At 35.4% G+C, this 16,355-nt stretch carries 14 protein-coding genes and 4 tRNA genes; 6 read left to right on the plus strand and 12 right to left on the minus strand.

The genetic code is table 11. The features are described 5' to 3' along the window. Nucleotides 1-31: 31 nt before the first annotated feature. A complete protein-coding gene (locus tag CWS31_RS15235) occupies nt 32-922 on the minus strand; it encodes a LysR family transcriptional regulator (protein WP_211355845.1) in 891 nt (296 codons plus the stop codon). Nucleotides 923-1,099: 177 nt separating this feature from the next. Here CWS31_RS15235 and CWS31_RS15240 point away from each other — a divergent pair, with 177 nt between their 5' ends. From CWS31_RS15240 to CWS31_RS15255, 4 genes are all read left to right on the plus strand, one after another. Further along, the gene (locus CWS31_RS15240) at nt 1,100-1,309 is read left to right on the plus strand and encodes a hypothetical protein (protein ID WP_101343068.1); all 210 of its coding nucleotides are present in this window, start codon (nt 1,100-1,102) and stop codon (nt 1,307-1,309) included. A gap of 66 nt (nt 1,310-1,375) precedes the next feature. Beyond that, nucleotides 1,376-2,326, plus strand: a complete 951-nt coding sequence (locus CWS31_RS15245) for an HPP family protein (protein WP_101343069.1) — start codon at nt 1,376-1,378, stop codon at nt 2,324-2,326. 330 nt (nt 2,327-2,656) lie between these two features. Further along, nucleotides 2,657-4,135 carry a RimK family protein gene (locus CWS31_RS15250; protein WP_101343070.1) on the plus strand — a complete coding sequence of 493 codons (1,479 nt, stop codon included), beginning with the start codon at nt 2,657-2,659 and terminating at the stop codon, nt 4,133-4,135. 2 nt (nt 4,136-4,137) lie between these two features. Then, entirely contained in the window at nt 4,138-5,340 is a 1,203-nt protein-coding gene (locus CWS31_RS15255) for a GNAT family N-acetyltransferase/peptidase C39 family protein (RefSeq protein ID WP_101343071.1), read from the plus strand. Between the two features lie 223 nt (nt 5,341-5,563). Here CWS31_RS15255 and CWS31_RS15260 read toward each other — a convergent pair whose 3' ends face one another. Then, nucleotides 5,564-7,753 carry an OsmC domain/YcaO domain-containing protein gene (locus tag CWS31_RS15260; protein WP_101343072.1) on the minus strand — a complete coding sequence of 730 codons (2,190 nt, stop codon included), beginning with the start codon at nt 7,751-7,753 and terminating at the stop codon, nt 5,564-5,566. Between the two features lie 277 nt (nt 7,754-8,030). After that, nucleotides 8,031-8,552 (minus strand): Spy/CpxP family protein refolding chaperone, encoded by a 522-nt coding sequence (locus CWS31_RS15265; protein WP_101343073.1) that lies wholly within the window; start codon nt 8,550-8,552, stop codon nt 8,031-8,033. A gap of 339 nt (nt 8,553-8,891) precedes the next feature. Between CWS31_RS15265 and CWS31_RS15270 the strand changes: the two genes are divergently transcribed. Next, on the plus strand, nt 8,892-9,650 hold the full coding sequence (locus tag CWS31_RS15270; protein WP_101343074.1) for a response regulator transcription factor: 759 nt from the start codon (nt 8,892-8,894) through the stop codon (nt 9,648-9,650). Nucleotides 9,651-9,655: 5 nt separating this feature from the next. Next, nucleotides 9,656-11,095, plus strand: coding sequence for an ATP-binding protein (locus CWS31_RS15275; protein WP_101343075.1), 1,440 nt, complete (start codon nt 9,656-9,658; stop codon nt 11,093-11,095). A 182-nt stretch (nt 11,096-11,277) separates the two neighbouring features. Here CWS31_RS15275 and CWS31_RS15280 read toward each other — a convergent pair whose 3' ends face one another. The 9 genes from CWS31_RS15280 to CWS31_RS15320 all read right to left on the minus strand — a co-directional run bounded on the left by CWS31_RS15280 (nt 11,278) and on the right by CWS31_RS15320 (nt 16,355). Beyond that, a complete protein-coding gene (locus tag CWS31_RS15280; RefSeq protein WP_101343076.1) occupies nt 11,278-11,553 on the minus strand; it encodes a helix-turn-helix domain-containing protein in 276 nt (91 codons plus the stop codon). Further along, the gene (locus CWS31_RS18005) at nt 11,550-11,720 is read right to left on the minus strand and encodes a type II toxin-antitoxin system RelE/ParE family toxin (protein ID WP_211355846.1); all 171 of its coding nucleotides are present in this window, start codon (nt 11,718-11,720) and stop codon (nt 11,550-11,552) included. Before CWS31_RS18005 ends, CWS31_RS15280 begins: the two co-directional genes overlap by 4 nt. 362 nt (nt 11,721-12,082) lie before the next feature. Next, nucleotides 12,083-12,553: a hypothetical protein gene (locus tag CWS31_RS15290; RefSeq protein WP_101343077.1), complete on the minus strand. Its 471-nt coding sequence runs from the start codon at nt 12,551-12,553 to the stop codon at nt 12,083-12,085. A gap of 113 nt (nt 12,554-12,666) precedes the next feature. Further along, complete coding sequence (locus tag CWS31_RS15295; RefSeq protein WP_101343078.1) at nt 12,667-13,548, minus strand: AbiJ-NTD4 domain-containing protein; 882 nt, start codon at nt 13,546-13,548, stop codon at nt 12,667-12,669. Between the two features lie 466 nt (nt 13,549-14,014). Beyond that, a tRNA-Ser gene (locus tag CWS31_RS15300) sits at nt 14,015-14,104 on the minus strand. Nucleotides 14,105-14,282: 178 nt separating this feature from the next. Further along, nucleotides 14,283-15,320, minus strand: a complete 1,038-nt coding sequence (gene nadA / locus CWS31_RS15305; RefSeq protein WP_101343079.1) for a quinolinate synthase NadA — start codon at nt 15,318-15,320, stop codon at nt 14,283-14,285. 727 nt (nt 15,321-16,047) lie between these two features. Beyond that, a tRNA-Lys gene (locus CWS31_RS15310) sits at nt 16,048-16,123 on the minus strand. Between the two features lie 43 nt (nt 16,124-16,166). Beyond that, nucleotides 16,167-16,242 (minus strand) — tRNA-Lys (locus CWS31_RS15315). Between the two features lie 37 nt (nt 16,243-16,279). Then, a tRNA-Lys gene (locus tag CWS31_RS15320) sits at nt 16,280-16,355 on the minus strand.

Raw genomic sequence — 16,355 nt, forward strand, 5'->3', positions numbered from 1 at the left:
ACAGGCTCTATAGCATCATCATTTACTCAAGCTAAACTTGCCACTGTTGATTAAGCGCTAAACTATCTTTTAAACTGGTTAGTGCTTTATCAAGGGCACTTGATTCTTTATTTGCGTGGTAAACAATATAAATAGGACAAGAGAACTCAGGTGAGCCTTTTACTATTTCAAGTTCACCTGATTTAAGATACTTGTCAACCACCCGTGTTCTAAAGTACCCATTACCACCATTTTTTAACATAAACTTTAACGCCAATGGGCCAAAGTTAAAGCTTAATGCTGCTTGCCTTTTTTGCGGTAATGCCGCATCAAAATTACGTTTAAATTGCTCGCCCCAGTCAATGAATAAATCTGGCGAATATTTCTCAGGCACACAAACATGTACTAATTTTTCTTCAACTACTTGTTCAACCGAAAACCCTGAAAAATAACTTGGTTGATGTACTAAAATAATATCTAACGAATTTCTTTCCAGCAAATCAATCAAGCGTACTGTACTGTCTACCTCACTATGAATATGCAGCTCTGGTACTGATACTGTAATAGCCGAAATCCAATCCACCATCAGCGGATTCCACAGACTATTTTCAACTCCCACTCTGATAGTGTCGCTCTGCCCTTGCGGTAAAGACAAGTGCAATTCAGCTTGCTCTAAGGTTTGAACTAAGGTTAATGCATAGCTTGCAAAAACCTCACCTTCACGGGTTAACTTAGCGCCAGCTCTATTACGAATAAACAACGTACAGTTAAGATGACTTTCTAAAGCCTTAACTCTCGCTGTTATCGTGGTTTGGGTAACATTGAGTCTATTAGATGCTTCAATAAAAGTTCCTGAGTTCATAATAGCTAAAAAGGTTTTCGCTAATTCAATATCCATAATCACATCCGCTTTAATTACTAAGCCGTTGCTAACAACTGGCATTACTAAGTTACTTTTTTAAGTAAATTTCAAGTACATATTTAAGTGCACTAATAATGAACTTAAACATCATTAATATTCATTATACACAATTTAAAAGGAAAGCTATCCTATGCACCTAAATGGTTAGTGGTGAGCACTAAAATTGTGCACTACAATTGTATTTTAAAGGTGGTTATTTTGAATTTATATAAACTTGGATTGTTCGGCATGTTCTTTTCATTAGTGTTATGTTTAACAGCTGTTTACTTTGTATTTATCAACGACTCCCCTATTGCTTTCCCATGGTTAATGTTTTGGCATTTCACTCTTTTGATCACGGGCTTATCATTTAAATTATGTTATGTGATGATTTTAGCTTCTTCACAACATAAAGCCGACCCAGCTTAATGTGCCACGATAGCTATTTAAAATAGAGCCTCATTAAATATCAATGTATTAAAGTATCTAAAAAATATGACTCATAAATTACATACTAAAATAAAAACACAACTACAACATCTTGTGTCTGAAGCCCAAAAATATCTCGGTATTGAAGAAAACAGTACATCTAACACTGAAAAAATAATTTCAGGTATCGGTGCAATGATTTCAATTTATCTTTGTCAATTAATAATAAGTCCGACACTTAATCACCCTCAATCACTGCTTATTCTTGCCTCTATGGGAGCAAGCGCAACCTTAGTATATGCGCTACCTCATGGTGCATTATCACAGCCATGGCATGTTTTAATGGGGCATTTAACTTCTGGCCTGATTGGTATTTATTGTTACCAACATATTTCAGATCCTGTGATCTCTGGTGCCGTTGCTGTTGGACTTGCGGTATTAGTAATGTACTTTTTACGCTGTTTACATCCTCCAGGTGGTGCTACTGCTTTATTTTGCACTCAAGGTGGAGAGCAAGTATATAACTTAGGCTATAGCTTTTTATGGCAACCGTTATTACCCAGTGTATTAACCATTGTTGTGGTTGGTATAATATTTAATAGCTTATTTTCATGGCGTCGTTACCCTGCGCATTTACATTTTAAACCAGCTAATAACCATCAATCGGTCAATTACTTAAGCCATGAAGATGTAAGTGCGGCTTTATTACAACTCGATTCATACGTCGACATAACAACAGAAGAATTAGCTGTTATATTCGATCGTGCTTTAGCGCACGCAGTAGAGAAAAAGCCTGAAAACAAGCAACAACTGAAGTCCCAGCATTTCTACAGTAATGGTTCATTAGGAGATAACTGGACCATTAAACAAATCACCAGTATAGAAAATGCCAAAATTCACTTTGAAATTATAGCGGGTAAAGGAAAAGGGATTATGGAAGTAATGAAACTTAAAAACTTTCAACAATGGGCAAAGTTTGAAGTCGAATTTTCACAAGGAAGTTGGATAAAAAAATAATCGCTTTACCTAAGTTAGGTTTGTAAAACTTGTTGTAAAAAAATCAATAATTTGATTACAACAAGTTTTGTTTATACTTCTGCTAATACCCAATCCAAACACCACTTTAAAAACAACCATAACTAATTGATTTAAAACACATAAAAATAGATTCTGTTATTTTGATTTTAATTGTATTCACGCCGATAAAAAGGTGATAAATTCAGCAAAATACGAACACCCAAGTGACTATCAATAACGACTTAATTCACGTTAATAATCACTATAACCTGCCCTATTTGGCAACGTATCATAATAAACAATCTGGTTTTATTTTAAGGAATACCAAACGTGTACAAAACACTCATTGTAGTAGATGGTGAACATGTTGATCTTGGTGAAGGTCGCTCTGATGTTATTAGTTTTGAAAAATATTTACGTGAATACCCTAAATTAAATGAGCCTAAAACGCGCATTATTAATTTATGTGACACTGAGCAATATTTAAGTAAAGGGTATTATTGTTCGTTGCTTGCAGAAGCACGCGACCACAGTGTGTTACCTAGCGTAAAAACCATTAATGGCCTACGGAATATGGCACATGACAGTGATAATTTCGCAGTATTAACAAACTTAGTTCATGGTTTAGGTAATAGCTTAAGTAATAGCTCAACTAATAATTTAGAAACGATTAACAAGCTAGTATTCTTTGGTAAAACTGACGACAGTGCGTTAGATAAATTAACCGCTAAAATATTTGCTTTATATCCTGCACCGTTACTTAACTTAACGGTAAAATTAGTTGACGATAAACCAACCATAACTATTACTCATATTTCTTTTTCTGATCTTAACGAACAGCAAAAGCAGTTTTGTTTAACTCAGTTAGATGACTTTAAGCAAACTGTATGGCGTATTAACAAAAATCGCAAAAATTATCGTTGGGACATGGCGATCTTAGTTGATCATAACGACAAAGTTCCGCCAAGTAACAAAGAAGCTATTTCACGCTTTGTTAAAGCAGCAGCTAAATACGGTATTAATGCTGAGGTGGTAAGTATTGAGCAAATTAAAAACATTGCTCACTATGACGCTTTATTCATTCGTGAAACAACCGCAATTGACCACCACACTTATCGTTTAGCACGTAAAGCTGAAGATTTAGGTTTGGTGGTAATGGACGATTCGGCTTCTATTTTACGTTGTTGTAATAAAGTTTATTTGCATGACGCTTTCAACTACAAAAAAGTGCGCAGTTTAAAAACTGAAGTGGTTAATGATCTAGGTACTGAAACTATTACGTTTTTAGAGCAAAACTTTGACTACCCTATGATATTAAAACTGCCTGAAGGTTCGTTTTCTAATGGTGTTTTTAAAGCAAAAACTCGCGAAGAATTAATTGCTAAGTTAGACGAATTACTCAAAGTAAGTGCATTAGTTTTAGTACAAGAATATATGTTTACTGATTTTGATTGGCGTATTGGTGTGTTAAATGGCAGAGCTATTTATGCCTGTAAATACTACATGGCACGCGGCCACTGGCAAATTTACAACCATAGCTCTAATCGTTTTTTCTCAGGAAGTTTTGAAACATTACCTACCTTTGAAGTACCAAAGTATGTGCTTGATTCTGCCTTAAAAGCAGTAAGTGTGGTGGGTAATGGTTTATATGGTGTTGATGTAAAAGACATTGATAACAAAGCCTATGTGCTTGAAGTAAATGACAACCCAAGTATTGATTATAAAGTTGAAGACGCGTATTTAAAAGACGAGCTGTACATGCAAATTATGGCAGAGTTTCATCGTCGTTTAGAAGATCGCGGTCGTTAATAATGGTAAATATTGCGTCTAAAACTAACGTTTCGCCAAAAGAAAAGTTGAATCATGTAGCTGTTACTCTAGGTGATTTTCAATATCGTATTGCGACAGAGCAAGACTTACCTTCGCTAGTCGCTTTGGAAAACGCTTGCTTTGAGCTAGATAAATTAAGTAAACGTAGCCTACGACATTGGATCAGAGCGCCGCATGGTATTTTAATTGTAGCGGAGCAAGTGCAAGCTAATCGTCAAGCCGATATACAACTTATGGGTTACGGTTTGGTTTGGTGTCATAAAGGTACGCATTTAGCACGTTTATATTCACTTGCGGTTAGTCCATTGTTTCGCGGGCAAAATATTGCAAGCGCTATATTAGCGACATTAGAGGCTGAAACACTGGCACGTCATCATTACTTTTTACGCTTAGAGGTGGCACAAAATAATGGCAATGCAATTAAATTATACGAACGTTTAGATTATCGTATATTTGGTGAATACAGCGATTACTACGAAGATCACAGTGATGCTTATCGCATGCAAAAGCAATTATTGCGTAAAACCCCCTCTGATTTTAAAAGAGCTACTCAGTGGTACCCACAATCTACCGAGTTTACTTGCGGTCCTGCGGCGTTAATGATGGCAATGCATAGTCTAAATAACAGCTTATCAATGGAGCCAAATTTAGAGCTAGATTTATGGCGAGAAGCAACCACTATTTTTATGACTTCTGGTCATGGTGGTTGTCATCCTATAGGCTTAGCTAATGCAGCAAAAAAACGCGGATTTGATGCTAAAGTTTTTATTAATCAGCAGTTAAATAAAAAAACACCGTTATTTATAGATGGTGTACGCTCTGCGCATAAAAAACAAATTATGCAACGTGTCCATCAACAGTTTATAGACCAAGCAAGTATTTTGGCGGTGAATATTGAATACAGTGAGGTTAAACAACAGCAATTAATTGCATTATTAAATGAAGGTTACGCTGTTATTTTGTTAATTAGTACGTATCGATTAGATGGTAAAAAGGCACCGCATTGGGTAACAGTAACAGGGTTTGATGAACTGTGTTTTTACGTAAACGATCCTTTCGTAGACGACAACTACCAATTACCGATTGATTGCCAATACTTGCCTATATCACGTAATGATTTTGACAAAATGTCGATGTTTGGATCAGAGAAGTTACGCACCGCTGTTGCCATAAAGATGCAATAGAAATGTACTAATAAATAAAGGTTAATGACTAAAAAAGTGATAATATTGAATAAACATTATCACTTTTTTATTATCTACAAGACTAATTATTAACTGTTATCCCCGTGCTTTTTTTATCGGCTATTCGACTTTTAAAGCAATGTATTTAGTTTTAAAACAATGTACTCTGTTTGTTAAACAACGAAATTAAGTAACTGGGTTAACTTATTACTTAATTGCTTAACTACTGGTTATTTGCCGCTAAAGCACGCGCTGCATGTAATTTTTTATAGCTTTCAATTAAACGTAGATGCTTGTCTAGCCCTTCAAGGTTAATACTTGTTGGTGTTAAACCGTAAAATTTAACCTCACTAAATACCGAGCCAACCACTTGTTTCATGTTTTCTTCCCCAAACATGCGATTAAAACTATGCATATAATCTTCAAGCTCTAAATTTTCATCTAAAGTTACTTCAAGTACCGCATGAACCGCTTGATAGAATAAACCACGCTCAACCGTATTGTCATTATATTGTAAAAATTCACCGACTAACTCAAGCGCTTCTTCTAAACCACCAAGTGCTAGATAAATAAGAATTTTAAGCTCAAGAATAGTTAATTGTCCCCAAACGGTATTTTCATCAAACTCAATACCAATTAAGGTTTTAATATCAATGTAATTATCTTGCTGGCTTTCTTCTAAACGCTCAACTAAGGCTTCTAATTGCTCATCAGTTAAACTATGTAGATTTAAAATATCTTCGCGGTAATCAAGTGATTTATTAGTGTTATCCCATATTAAATCTTCAACAGGGTAAACTTCTGAATAATCTGGTACTAACATTCGACAAGCCGTTGCACCTAACTGATTAAACTCAGCAATATAAACCTCTTTGCCTAAGTCTTTTAAAATGCCCATTAAGCTTTCATTTTCTTCTTCGTTGGTGCCTGAAAAATCCCACTCAACAAATTCATAATCATACTTAGCACTAAAGAAACGCCATGAAACAACACCCGTTGAATCAATAAAATGATCAACAAAGTTTTCAGGTTCAGTAACCGCCATAGTATTAAAAGTTGGTTTTGGTACATCGTTTAAACCTTCAAAGCTTCTGCCTTGTAATAATTCAGTTAAACTGCGCTCTAACGCTACTTCAAAACTTGGATGCGCGCCAAATGAAGCAAACACCCCGCCTGTTCTTGGGTTCATCAAAGTCACACACATAACAGGAAATTGACCACCTAACGATGCGTCTTTTACCACAACTGGAAAGCCCTGTGCTTCTAAACCTTCAATGCCCGCTAAAATACCTGGGTATTTAGCAATCACTTCTTTAGGTACATCTGGCAATACAATTTCTTCAGCAATAATTTGCTTTTTAACTGCACGTTCAAAAATTTCAGACAAACACTGCACTTTCGCTTCGGCTAAATTGTTACCGGCGCTCATACCATTACTTAAAAATAAATTCTCAATTAAGTTACTTGGAAAATAAACCGTTTCGCCGTCAGAATTACGAACATAAGGAATTGCACAAATACCACGTTCGCTCATACCTGAGTTAGTATCAATCAGGTTTGAGCCTTGTAATTCATTGTCAGGATTATAAATATCTAAACAATAATCATCTAAAATGCCGCTTGGTAATTCATCATTTTCGCCCGGCTTAAACCACTTTTCATTCGGGTAATGCACAAAATCACTGTTGGCGATTTCAGGACCAAAAAACTGATCGTTATAAAAGAAATTACAATTAAGGCGTTCAATAAACTCACCTAGTGCTGAGCAAAGCGCGCTTTCTTTGGTTGAGCCTTTACCATTGGTAAAACACATTGGCGAGGCAGCATCACGAATATGCAGTGACCATACGTTAGGTACAATATTGCGCCATGACGATATTTCTATTTTCATGCCTAAATCAGCTAATAACGCAGTCATGTTGGCAATAGTTTTTTCAAGGGGTAAATCTTTACCTAAAATATAAGTACTAGCGCCATCAGCAGGTTGCGCCATTAACATGGCTTGTGCATCTTCTTCTAAGTTATCAACGGTTTCAACATTAAAAGTAGGCCCAGTTTGAATAACCTTTTTAACAGTACAGCGATCGATTGAACGTAAAATTCCTTGTTTATCTTTCTCAGAAATACTTTCTGGTAATTCAACCTGAATTTGAAACACTTGATTGTATCTGTCTTCTGGATCAACAATATTATTTTGTGATAAACGAATATTATCAGTAGAAATATCACGAGCGTTACAATAAACCTTAACAAAATAGGCTGCGCACAGTGCAGAAGAAGCAAGAAAATAATCAAAAGGACCTGGCGCTGAGCCATCACCTTTATAGCGAATAGGTTGATCAGCGATGACACTAAAGTCGTCAAACTTGGCTTCAAGTCTAAGATTGTCTAAAAAGTTAACTTTGATTTCCATTGTGTATTCCCGTTGTCATTCTCATGTAATTTCAATCAATAACTATGTTGATTAGCGCAACTGACTTAACTAAAAATCATCACTAATTAACATAATTATTTTAATGGCGCTAATTATCGGGGTTTTTACGGCAATAGTCTTGGAAAAGTTAAATAAATTAGTTAAAAACGTTATTTAGTTCACTGCAAACGTGTTCCAATATTTAAAATAAAAAAAAGTCCGACAAATTTGTCGGACTTTATTTTTAACTAAAAGCTTAATGGTTGGGATAATTAGCTTAGTTACTTTCGCTTTCTTGTGCTTCATTTTTCATTTTATGTGATCTTTTCTTGTCCATTTTTCTGTGCATTTTCTTTTGCATTTTTTTAAATTTCTTTAGCTGCTCAGGTGTTAAAATAGTTTTCATCGCAAATTTATTTTTTGCTTTAATTAATGCCATTGCTGCGAAAATATCTTGATTACTCGCTTGTAGCTGAATAAATGCTTGCTCATCAAAAACCTCAGCCGACATTAACGTTTTCACTTGCTCTTTATAAGCTTTAAATGCTGGTTTAAGCGCTTCTTTCTCTGCTTTCGACTCAGTTTGTAATGCTTTAATTTCAGCTTGTTGAGTTTCAGTTAGATCTAATTTCTTAACCATTTTGGCAAATCGTTTTTCACTTTTTTGCTGATGCTTTTCTACTTGGCTACTATCAGCGCTAATATTTGAAATATCTGAATCCGCATAACTTAACGGTGATAAAACCAATGCTGAACAAAGTGAAGTCGCTATTGCTAATTTTTTGAATGTAATTTTCATGGTGATATTCCTTTTATAATAATATAAATAATTAAAACTAATAATTAAACTAATGATTAAAACAGTTACTATTATGAACGGTTAAGTGAAAGTATTAGCTCAATTGCTTGATTGCAGTTAGTTAAGTACCATCATTTAAGTTCAGTTGCTTAAGTCATTTACTTCAGTGCTGTTAGTAAGTTCATTTACTTAAGTTAGGATTTATTATATCCATATTTTTGCAAAGCAGTGCAAACGTAGTGTAAAGCTATGTAAAGTTATTTTCGGCGCCGTTTATATCACGTAAACTAGTTACATTGCCTAACAGCTTAATCTCCTATTTATTAAAGAAGTATTCACATGACTTTACCTAATACCTTATCTAATACAGTATCTAACGCATCGACTGAGCAAGTTAAACATATTTTATTAATAGATGATGATGCCGAGCTTGCCGAGCTGTTATCAGAGTATCTTGAAAGTGAAAATTTTATAGTTACCTCATGTTTAGATGGTGCTAGCGGATTAGCAAAAGCATCAGACGACTCTTTTGATTTAATTTTATTAGATGTAATGATGCCTATATTAAATGGTTTTGAAGTATTAAAAGCATTAGGCGGTAATCATAAAACTCCTATTTTAATGTTAACGGCTAAGGGCGACGATAATGATCGCATATTAGGTTTAGAATTAGGTGCTGATGATTACTTGGCTAAACCTTTCAAACACCGTGAATTATTAGCGCGTATCAAAGCGATATTAAGACGTATTTCCATTGTTAAAAACCAAAGCCCAACAGAAACACAAATTCCGTCAGAACAACTTAACATTAACCAAGTGAAAATTAACAAAGCAACTCGTGAAGCTTTTTGTCAGGGACAACTACTTGAACTCACTGGCACTGAATATTTAGTGTTAGTTTACATGATTGAACAACATGGAAAGATAGTAAGTAAAGCAGATATATCAGAGCAAGTTCTTCAACGTAAATTAAGCCCTTATGACAGAACTGTTGATGTGCATGTAGGTAATGTTCGTCGCAAATTACTTGCCATAGACCCTATTGATAAAATGAAAACAGTACGCGGTGCTGGCTACGTATTTTTACAAGGGGAATAAGGATAATGAATACCAAAAACTCTAGCTCTGCGACTAATACAAATACTAGCTTTAACAAAGACCGTCCAAAACGGTTTTTCATCGGTATTAGTTTAAAGTTGTTTTTTGCTTTTTGGTTGGCCATCCTAACCTCTGCATTGATCAGCTATATTGTTATTCAAACCTTTAGACACAGCCCTATTCAAGAAGAAGCGAATCCACAACAATTAGAAATACTCAATAATTTAGCAAGAAAAATAGAAGGTAAACACACGGTTAAGTTCCAACAATTGCAAAAAAGATTTCACAAACAGCACAACCAAGATTTACTGATTAAAAAAATTGGTACGGCAAAACTCTATTCACCAAGAGATCATGGTTGGTCAAATGTTAGAGGCTATTTAAAAAAACACTCGTTAGAGAATCCTGTAACTATTGATTTTGGCTTTACTAAAGTAACGTCTTCACCACCCTTTTTTGTCAATAATTCAAAATACCAATTGTTCTCTGCCGAGAAATTACCACGTAAAAGTATTGTCAGTTTACTTGTACAGTTACCCATGGCTATTCGTATATTAATGTTACTACTGATCAGCTTTTTATTATGTTGGTTATTAGCTAAAAGCTTTACCAGTCCATTAATTGCTATACAAAAAGCCAGTAAAGACATAGGTGAAGGAAAACTCACCACACGGATTACAAAGTTTGATCAACGTGCTGACGAATTTGGTGCTCTAGCGCACAGTTTTAACCAAATGGCTGAGCAGTTAGAGAATAATATCTCCTCGCATCAACGGTTATTAGGTGATGTATCCCATGAGTTAAGATCGCCACTTACAAGGTTACAACTCGCTGTAGCTCTAGCTGAAAAAAATATTGGCAATACTGCTGAGCAGCAAAAGCATTTAAGCCGTTGTGAAATGGAAGTTGAGCGATTAGATGAAATGATTGCCGACGTACTTACATTGTCACGCCTAGAACATAGTCAAAAAGCGTTTGCCTGTGACGATACAAACCTGAATCATTTAGTTAGCCAAGTTGTAACCGATTGCCAGTACTTTGCAAGCAGTAAAGATGTTTCAATAGAATTCAAAGAAAGTGGCAAGTATACACTGTTAGCAGACGACAAATTACTCGCCAGCGCCATCAGTAATGTATTAAATAATGCCGTTAAATACTCAGCAAATAATCAAGTTGTTACCGTTGAATTAACGCAACAACACGAACAGATAATGCTGAGTGTATTTGATAATGGGCCCGGTGTACCAGATGAGATGTTAGACAAACTATTTAAGCCCTTCTTCCGCGTTGCTGATGCAAGAGACAGAAGTAGCGGCGGAACAGGCTTAGGATTAGCAATAGCTCAACAAGCGATATTAATGCATCACGGTGAAATAATTGCGGAGAATATTAAGCCAAGTGGTTTGAAAATAACGATTGTTTTGCCGATGGCGAAGATGGGTTAAGTTAAGTTCTTGTGGGTAGCTATTAAGTTAATATTACTTAATAGCTTAGGAAAAGGAGAATGTAAGACATAAAAACTCTTACAATATAAATAATCTTTTATTAATATGGCTAAAACAAGTGCGACGGCAAAGTCAACTGTTACGTATAACCTCACCCATTTGAACGTATTGTTAACAGTACTTTACACTAAATGTATTTCAAGTTTTTTACCCAAAGCAGAAGCAAAACGCTCTAATGTTGATAATTTAACATCTTCCGAGTGATTTTCTATTCTCGATATAGCACTCTTTTGAGTATGTAATTTTGATGCAAGATCTAATTGAGTTAACCCTGCATTTTTACGAGCTTCTTTTAAAAGAACACCAAACTTAAAAGATTGATAGCCTTCATCGTAGTTATCAGCAAAATCTGTGTCTACTTCTTTGCGTTTCGCTAAGTATTTTTGTAAATCACTCATGATATTTTCCTCAACAAATAGTCTTTACGACGTTTTTCTGCAACTTTAATTTCTTTGGCTGGTGTTTTTTGAGTTTTCTTTTGAAACCCATGATTTAAAACAACAAGGTTATCTCCGTCGAAGAACCTTAAGAGCCTAAAGATATTACCACTAACTAGAATTCTCACTTACCAAATACCATCTGTATTTGTTAACTTTTTCAAATAAGTAGTTGGAATTACATGTAGCTCTTCAATTAGCTGAAGAACCCATGCCACTTTTTGTACTTGTTTTCCTGAAAGTGAATCAAGGAACTCAGTTACGGGGCATTTACAGGTCTGATGATGGTGTAGAAATTAATTCTTTTCATATCGAAAGGTTAACACACAAGTGAACTTTTGAAAAGTATTCAAACATGATGGTACTGCTAACGAGGCTGTAGAATTTCTCTATTTTTGAGGAAATACTACAGCGATTAACGAAGACACTGACTCTTTATTAATAAGTTAAAAATTTTGAGTGAGTGTCAGCTTTAATTCCCGTGGTGAATTTAACCTTTAGCTTCTTTACAAGCTTTAGATAATGCAGCCGCTAACAAAGCAATCATATTTATAAATTGTTGTCTAGCTTCTAATTTTTTATGACTTTTAACTTTAAGTCCTAACTCTTTATGAACCGCTAAAGTACTTTCTTGTAACATTTGTTTTTCATTGCTATCAAGTGTTTCGTAAAAATTTGTAACGTCACACCTACTTAACTCATCTCTCAACTCGTGAGCAAATTTATTTCTTAACTTACCTAATGCATTTAAGCTACTTTCAAACCTCGGCTGAAGCCCGAAAGCTAGTGCCATTTGTACAACTTGAAAGTATTCTAATTTAGTTGCTTCAAAATATTTTTCATCAACCAAGAAATTTTTTATTAAATCTCGAAGGTAATTCTCAATGACAATATGTGTCCTGATTACCACACCTAAATCATCTTCACTTTCAAATGAGCTAAACAAAGATTCCAAATTCATGGTATTCACCTCCCCTCGCTTAAGCGGACTAAAATAGTGAGTTAAAATGTGTAACGAAGAAGGAAACCTAACCCACTGTTTTAGTTCCGCTTTAAAACGCTGTTAGCAGTCAGTTACTGCTTCCTAGCAATTATAGTTCTGATAAAAGCTGCTGACATATGTAACGCTAATTCAGCATCCATTTCATCAACACCTGACATTTTATCACTACCATGTCTTACTGCTGGTTCTGCATTCGTATAAGCATAAAATTTCTCAAAAACAGTGATTAGCATAGGAGAAATAAGCTTTTCTTTTTTCATCGCTTTTAATGAATCACCTAATGTTGCGCAGTTAGGGTAAATAGCTTTACAAACACTTTCAACAGCACTGACAGATTCCTTAATTGAGTTTTCAGGATCTTTACTTGGGCTCAAAATGAAAGAACGAGCTTTAGAGTAATGTACTCGTGCAGGTTCAAACTTGTCCTGTAAAGCCGAATCTATAGCTGAAACTCTAGTTTCAAGATCTTTAGGAAGTGATGTTTCTAACTTACCTGCTTCATTTAATTTCCATTGTATTTTATGTTGTGAGAACAACTCATTTACTTTTTGTCTATATGATGGAAATAAAAATGATTTAAAGCATGAGCTATCGAAAGCAGTGTTATAATCGATTTCTTTTTCTTTAACTTTTATAGCTACAATTTCCACAAAATCATAGAATTGATACCACTCTAACCCTGTAATTCTACACTTTAGTGAATCCCAACAAGTCCATGAATCATAATCTTCAGAATCAGTTTCTTGTCCGTTCTCAGCGCACAACCTTTCAATTAAGTCTTTTATTCCAACAGGTTTTGATTCAGTATTTTTCTGACGACTATCATCATCAATATATAAAAGTGGTTCTAGGACGTTTAGGAAGAATAGGTTTTTTAACCACTTTGGGGCATCGTTACTGATAGGTTCATTTTTATATTCGGGGTCGAATCCAAACCTATGGGAAAACTTCATACCTATCCTTGACTGCTAACGAGCTTGTAGGATAACTCGTTTTTATATTATTTATTAATAAAAATACTCTAACTGGATTATTTTCTTTTAACAATCTAAAATTTTTACGTTTTTGGTGATTTAATTTTTTACATCGTTAATGCATTGAAATGGCTGATTAGCGCCTAATAATTCAGCGTTTTAGTGGGTTTATTTGGTGTGGTGTTGGGCTTTTAACCCTTAATGCAGGTTGTTTCTTAAATTTTCAATATTATGAACAAGGCAATACAGTTGCCATTGGGTAATTAATCATGACACTCTCTTATAATTTATAAATACAAACCTCTTGCTTATGGTTGTATAACAAATATAACCCCGATGAAATTAAAATTATTGCAAGCTCTATGTGAAGATAACTATTGCTAATATTCATCAAAATTTAGACAAAAAAAAGCCCTTGCATAGCAAGAGCTTTTTTCAATAAATATGGCGGTGAGCGAGAGATTCGAACTCTCGAAAGGGATAAACCTTTACACGCTTTCCAGGCGTGCGCCTTCAGCCACTCGGCCAGCTCACCAGATTTTTCATGATACTTTTAGGTGTCATCTTCACCAAAGCTTTAGGCTTCACACTTTTAACGGCGCTATGGTAGGAAAAAAGCTGTTGTAGTGCAAGCTATTCCTAACATATTCAATTAAAAGCGTATTATTCGCTTAAAGTTCAAACAAATAATACCGGTATATTAGCAAGTAGTGTTATTTGTTACTTTGGTTGAAGGTTAACATGCGATCTAACGACTTCAACGCGCCGTCACGCAGTGACATGTCAACAAACACTTCTTTACCTGCAGGATCTAATAAAGCTTCTTCAATTGCTTTTAAGCCATTCATAGCCATCCACGGACAATGAGCACAACTTTTACAAGTTGCGCCTTCACCAGCCGTTGGTGCTGCATAGAATTCTTTGTCTGGGCAAAGCTGTTGCATTTTGTAAAAAATGCCGCGGTCTGTTGCAACAATAAATGTTTTGTTTGGTAGTTCTTGTGCTGCTTTAATTAATTGGCTAGTTGAGCCAACCGCGTCAGCAAGTTCAATGATTTCGCTTGGCGATTCAGGGTGCACTAACACAGCAGCTTCTGGCTGTAGGGCTTTCATGTCTTTTAATGCTTTAGTTTTAAACTCGTCGTGAACGATACAAGCGCCCTGCCACATGATCATATCTGCGCCAGTATTTTTTTGAATGTAGTTACCTAAGTGACGATCTGGTCCCCAGATAATTTTTTCACCAAGTGAGTCAAGGTGTTCAACAATCTCTAGGGCACAAGAAGAGGTTACAATCCAATCGGCACGTGCTTTAACTGCAGTAGAGGTGTTTGCGTATACAACAACAGTTCTGTCAGGATGTTGATCACAAAACGCTGAAAATTCGTCAATAGGACAACCTAAATCTAGTGAACAGGTCGCTTCCAGGCTTGGCATTACTACTGTTTTTTCTGGGGTTAATACTTTTGCGGTTTCGCCCATGAATTTTACGCCAGCAACAATAAGTGTTGTTGCTTCGTGGGTATTACCAAAGCGAGCCATTTCTAACGAGTCAGAAACACAACCGCCTGTTTCTTCAGCAAGCGCTTGAATAACAGGGTCGGTGTAATAGTGAGCAATCAATACTGCATTTTTTTCAATGAGTAATTTTTTGATGCGATCTTTATAGGCTAGCTGCTCGTCATTAGTTAACGGTGCAGGTTTAGCTGGAAATTGAAAATCAAATTCTACGGCTGTATTCGCTTGTATCATGAGTGCTCTCTATCTAATAGGCATGCTTTAAAACGCGTGAATTATAATGCAAACACAGTTAAAAGTGTAGTACTACCAATACGTATAGGATTTAAATAGATTTTAGAGATTAGGTTTTGAGTAAATTTAGAGAAAATATATCGACCAATAAGTGGTCGGCCGTAAAGGATTTGAATCTTCGAACTAACTTTGGCTGGTTAAAAGCTGAGACTTTTATATTTTAATTATACTTAGATGGTTTAACTATTCAGATGATTTAACTATGGGATGCTTTAAGTAAGGAGTGGTCGGCCGTGAAGGATTTGAATCTTCGAACTAACTTTGGCTAGTTAAAAGCTGAGACTTTTATATTTTAATTATACTTAGATGATTTAACTATGGGATGCTTTAAGTAAGGAGTGGTCGGCCGTGAAGGATTTGAATCTTCGAACTAACTTTGGCTAGTTAAAAGCTGAGACTTTTATATTTTAATTATACTTAGATGATTTAACTATGGGATGCTTTAAGTAAGGAGTGGTCGGCCGTGAAGGATTTGAATCTTCGAACTAACTTTGGCTAGTTAAAAGCTGAGACTTTTATATTTTAATTATACTTAGATGATTTAACTATGGGATGCTTTAAGTAAGGAGTGGTCGGCCGTGAAGGATTTGAACCTTCCGTCTAACTTTAGTTGTTAAAAGCTGAGGCTTGATAAATAATGTTAGAGTTTTTTCGATTAAAGTAGGAGTGGTCGGCCGTGAAGGATTTGAACCTTCGACAAATTGGTTAAAAGCCAACTGCTCTACCAACTGAGCTAACGGCCGTTCCTGTACTTTAATTTTTTGCTTTTACTTTTTACTTTAGGAGTGGTCGGCCGTGAAGGATTTGAACCTTCGACAAATTGGTTAAAAGCCAACTGCTCTACCAACTGAGCTAACGGCCGTTCCTAAAATGTGAGTAAATGAATAATAATCTTGAATTGGTCGGCCGTGAAGGATTTGAACCTTCGACAAATTGGTTAAAAGCCAACTGCTCTACCAACTGAGCTAACGGCCG

The organism is Colwellia echini, from assembly GCF_002843355.2.
GTDB lineage: Bacteria > Pseudomonadota > Gammaproteobacteria > Enterobacterales > Alteromonadaceae > Colwellia > Colwellia echini.

Excerpts from the sequence above, each read along its gene's own strand:
- CWS31_RS15275 (WP_101343075.1), top strand. The coding sequence starts at position 9,656 with ATGAATACCAAAAACTCTAGCTCTGCGACTAATACAAATACTAGCTTT.
- CWS31_RS15245 (WP_101343069.1), top strand. The coding sequence starts at position 1,376 with ATGACTCATAAATTACATACTAAAATAAAAACACAACTACAACATCTT.
- CWS31_RS15270 (WP_101343074.1), top strand. The coding sequence starts at position 8,892 with ATGACTTTACCTAATACCTTATCTAATACAGTATCTAACGCATCGACT.
- CWS31_RS15290 (WP_101343077.1), bottom strand. The coding sequence starts at position 12,553 with ATGAATTTGGAATCTTTGTTTAGCTCATTTGAAAGTGAAGATGATTTA.
- CWS31_RS15280 (WP_101343076.1), bottom strand. The coding sequence starts at position 11,553 with ATGAGTGATTTACAAAAATACTTAGCGAAACGCAAAGAAGTAGACACA.
- CWS31_RS15295 (WP_101343078.1), bottom strand. The coding sequence starts at position 13,548 with ATGAAGTTTTCCCATAGGTTTGGATTCGACCCCGAATATAAAAATGAA.
- CWS31_RS15235 (WP_211355845.1), bottom strand. The coding sequence starts at position 922 with ATGCCAGTTGTTAGCAACGGCTTAGTAATTAAAGCGGATGTGATTATG.
- CWS31_RS15265 (WP_101343073.1), bottom strand. The coding sequence starts at position 8,552 with ATGAAAATTACATTCAAAAAATTAGCAATAGCGACTTCACTTTGTTCA.
- nadA (WP_101343079.1), bottom strand. The coding sequence starts at position 15,320 with ATGATACAAGCGAATACAGCCGTAGAATTTGATTTTCAATTTCCAGCT.
- CWS31_RS15260 (WP_101343072.1), bottom strand. The coding sequence starts at position 7,753 with ATGGAAATCAAAGTTAACTTTTTAGACAATCTTAGACTTGAAGCCAAG.
- CWS31_RS15255 (WP_101343071.1), top strand. The coding sequence starts at position 4,138 with ATGGTAAATATTGCGTCTAAAACTAACGTTTCGCCAAAAGAAAAGTTG.